Source organism: Streptococcus mitis, assembly GCF_001579035.1.
In the GTDB taxonomy this organism is placed as follows: Bacteria; Bacillota; Bacilli; order Lactobacillales; family Streptococcaceae; genus Streptococcus; species Streptococcus mitis_J.
In genome coordinates this window covers 64,750-68,789 of sequence record NZ_KQ970289.1, presented here as the reverse complement: position 1 = coordinate 68,789, position 4,040 = coordinate 64,750, and the positions used below count along the sequence as shown (strand labels likewise).

4 protein-coding genes and 1 pseudogene are annotated in these 4,040 nt (G+C 37.0%); all 5 read left to right on the top strand.

What is annotated here, in order from left to right; all coding sequences use genetic code 11:
• Positions 1–13 precede the first annotated feature (13 nt).
• Positions 14–1,352, top strand: a pseudogene (locus SMIDD26_RS07540) (ABC transporter substrate-binding protein).
• Positions 1,353–1,430: 78 nt separating this feature from the next.
• Positions 1,431–2,315 (top strand): carbohydrate ABC transporter permease, encoded by an 885-nt coding sequence (locus SMIDD26_RS07535; RefSeq protein WP_000237988.1) that lies wholly within the window; start codon positions 1,431–1,433, stop codon positions 2,313–2,315.
• Positions 2,315–3,148: a carbohydrate ABC transporter permease gene (locus tag SMIDD26_RS07530; RefSeq protein ID WP_050245992.1), complete on the top strand. Its 834-nt coding sequence runs from the start codon at positions 2,315–2,317 to the stop codon at positions 3,146–3,148. The genes SMIDD26_RS07535 and SMIDD26_RS07530 overlap by 1 nt, the downstream gene beginning before the upstream one ends.
• Positions 3,149–3,154: 6 nt before the next feature.
• Positions 3,155–3,550 (top strand): hypothetical protein, encoded by a 396-nt coding sequence (locus SMIDD26_RS13155; protein ID WP_246746988.1) that lies wholly within the window; start codon positions 3,155–3,157, stop codon positions 3,548–3,550.
• Positions 3,433–4,040, top strand: a 608-nt coding sequence (locus SMIDD26_RS13150; RefSeq protein ID WP_246746987.1) for a Gfo/Idh/MocA family protein, incomplete at its 3' end; no start/stop codon positions are given. The genes SMIDD26_RS13155 and SMIDD26_RS13150, both read left to right, overlap by 118 nt.

Genomic DNA, 4,040 nt, shown 5'->3' with positions numbered 1-4,040 from the left:
AAAGGGAAGAACAATAGAAAAAATGAGAAAGTTTTTTATGTCTAGCTGGAGTTGCGCTAGCAGCCGTTGCCTTGGTAGCTTGTTCAGGAAAGAAAGAAACTACAACTAGTACTGAACCACCGACAGAATTATCTGGTGAGATTACAATGTGGCACTCCTTTACTCAAGGACCACGTTTAGAAAGTATTCAAAAATCAGCAGATGCTTTCATGCAAAAGCATCCAAAAACGAAAATCAAGATTGAAACATTCTCTTGGAATGACTTCTATACTAAATGGACTACAGGTTTAGCAAATGGGAATGTGCCAGATATCAGTACAGCTCTTCCTAACCAAGTAATGGAAATGGTCAACTCAGATGCTTTGGTTCCGCTAAATGATTCTATCAAGCGTATTGGACAGGATAAATTTAACGAAACTGCCTTAAATGAAGCAAAAATCGGAGATGATTATTATTCTGTTCCTCTTTATTCACATGCACAAGTTATGTGGGTTAGAACTGATTTGTTAAAAGAACATAACATTGAGGTTCCTAAAACTTGGGATCAACTCTATGAAGCTTCTAAAAAATTGAAAGAAGCTGGAGTTTATGGATTGTCTGTTCCGTTTGGAACAAATGACTTAATGGCAACACGTTTCTTGAACTTCTACGTACGTAGTGGTGGTGGAAGTCTCTTGACAAAAGATCTTAAAGCAGATTTGACAAGTCAACTTGCTCAAGATGGTATTAAATACTGGGTTAAAATGTATAAAGAAATTTCACCTCAAGATTCTTTGAACTTTAATGTCCTTCAACAAGCTACCTTGTTCTATCAAGGAAAAACAGCATTTGACTTTAACTCTGGCTTCCATATTGGAGGAATCAATGCCAACAGTCCTCAATTGATTGATTCAATTGATGCTTATCCTATTCCAAAAATCAAAGAGTCTGATAAAGACCAAGGAATTGAAACCTCAAACATTCCAATGGTTGTTTGGAAAAATTCAAAACATCCAGAAGTTGCTAAAGCATTCTTAGAATCACTTTATAATGAAGAAGACTACGTTAAATTCCTTGATTCAACTCCAGTAGGTATGTTGCCAACTATTAAGGGGATTAGCGATTCTGCAGCCTATAAAGAAAATGAAACTCGTAAGAAATTTAAACATGCTGAAGAAGTAATTACTGAAGCTGTTAAAAAAGGTACTGCTATTGGTTATGAAAATGGACCAAGTGTACAAGCTGGTATGTTGACTAACCAACACATTATTGAACAAATGTTCCAAGATATCATTACAAATGGAACAGACCCTATGAAAGCAGCAAAAGAAGCAGAAAAACAATTAAACGATTTATTTGAGGCTGTTCAGTAGGTGTAAAAGACTAGAAAATAGGTGGGCTAGTGAGCTGAAAAGCCCTAGCCCAATCTTGTAAAAGAAGGGAGAAGGAGAATGGTTAAAGAACGTAATTTAACTCGCTGGATATTTGTTTTGCCAGCTATGATTATCGTAGGATTACTCTTTGTTTATCCGTTTTTCTCGAGTATTTTTTATAGCTTTACCAATAAGCATTTGATTATGCCCAATTACAAATTTGTTGGTTTAGCTAACTATAAAGCTGTGCTATCAGATCCCAACTTCTTTAATGCGTTCTTTAATTCAATTAAGTGGACCGTTTTCTCATTAGTTGGTCAAGTTTTAGTAGGGTTTGTATTGGCTTTAGCTCTTCACAGAGTACGCCACTTCAAGAAATTATATAGGACCTTATTGATTGTTCCTTGGGCATTTCCTACAATCGTTATTGCCTTCTCTTGGCAATGGATTCTAAACGGGGTTTATGGCTACTTACCTAATCTAATCGTAAAATTAGGTTTAATGGAACATACGCCTGCATTTTTGACAGATAGTACATGGGCATTCCTATGTTTGGTGTTTATCAACATTTGGTTTGGAGCGCCGATGATTATGGTCAATGTGCTTTCAGCTTTGCAAACAGTACCAGAAGAACAATTTGAGGCTGCTAAGATAGATGGTGCTTCAAGTTGGCAGGTGTTCAAGTTTATCGTCTTTCCACATATTAAAGTGGTTGTAGGGCTTCTAGTTGTTTTGAGAACTGTATGGATCTTTAATAACTTTGACATTATCTACCTCATTACTGGTGGTGGACCAGCCAATGCTACAACGACGCTTCCAATTTTTGCTTACAACCTGGGTTGGGGAACTAAATTGTTGGGTCGTGCCTCAGCAGTTACAGTGTTGCTCTTTATCTTCTTGGTGGCGATTTGCTTTATCTACTTTGCTATCATCAGTAAGTGGGAAAAGGAGGGTAGAAAATAATGAAGAAGAAATCCAGTATTTATTTAGATATTCTCTCACATGTACTCTTGATTGGTGCGACCATTGTTGCAATTTTCCCATTGGTATGGATTATCATATCGTCTGTCAAGGGTAAAGGGGAATTAACTCAGTATCCAACACGATTTTGGCCTGAACAGTTTACATTAGATTATTTCACTCATGTTATCAACGATTTGCACTTTATTGATAATATTCGAAACAGTTTAATCATTGCCTTAGCTACAACCCTTATTGCGATTATTATTTCTGCTATGGCAGCCTATGGTATTGTTCGATTCTTCCCTAAATTGGGAGCAATCATGTCAAGATTACTGGTCATTACCTACATTTTCCCACCAATTTTGTTAGCAATTCCCTATTCAATTGCCATTGCTAAAGTTGGATTAACAAATAGTTTATTTGGCTTGATGATGGTTTATCTATCTTTTAGTGTTCCATATGCAGTTTGGCTCTTAGTTGGATTTTTCCAAACAGTTCCAATTGGAATTGAAGAAGCAGCTCGAATTGATGGTGCGAATAAATTTGTTACGTTTTATAAAGTTGTGCTACCGATTGTAGCACCAGGTATTGTAGCAACAGCTATTTATACATTTATCAATGCTTGGAATGAATTCTTGTATGCTTTGATTTTGATTAACAATACAGGAAAGATGACAGTAGCAGTAGCCCTTCGTTCACTTAACGGTTCAGAAATTTTAGACTGGGGAGATATGATGGCAGCATCTGTTATTGTGGTTCTTCCATCAATCATTTTCTTCTCTATTATCCAAAATAAGATTGCAAGTGGATTATCAGAAGGATCTGTGAAGTAATACTCAATGAAAATCAAAGAGCAAACTAGGAAACTAGCCGTAGGCTGCTCAAAGTACAGCTTTGAGGTTGCAGATAAAACTGACGAAGTCAGCTCAAAACACGTTTTTGAGGCTGTAGATGAAACTGACGAAGTCAGCTCAAAACATGTTTTTGAGGTTGTAGATGAAACTGACGAAGTCAGTAACCATACGCACAGTAAGGCGACGTTGACGCGGTTTGAAGAGATTTTCGAAGAGTATAAGTTAAAATTAGAAAGTTTATTCAATAATAAAGGAGAAAAAACATGGTTAAATACGGTGTTGTTGGAACAGGGTATTTTGGAGCTGAGTTGGCTCGTTATATGCAAAAGAATGATGGAGCAGAGATTACTCTTCTCTATGACCCAGATAATGCAGAAGTAATTGCAGAAGAATTGGGAGCAAAAGTAGCAAGTTCCTTAGATGAGTTGGTTTCTAGCGATGAAGTAGATTGTGTTATCGTCGCAACTCCAAATAATCTTCATAAGGAACCGGTTATTAAGGCTGCACAGCATGGTAAAAATGTTTTCTGTGAAAAACCAATTGCGCTTTCTTATCAAGATTGCCGTGAGATGGTAGATGCATGCAAAGAAAACAATGTAACCTTTATGGCAGGACATATTATGAACTTCTTTAATGGTGTCCATCATGCAAAAGAATTGATTAATCAAGGAGTTATCGGAGACGTTCTATATTGTCACACAGCTCGTAATGGTTGGGAAGAACAACAACCGTCCGTATCATGGAAAAAAATTCGTGAAAAATCAGGTGGTCACTTGTATCACCACATCCATGAGTTGGATTGTGTTCAATTCCTTATGGGTGGCATGCCTGAAACTGTAACCATGACAGGTGGAAATGTGGCCCATGAAGG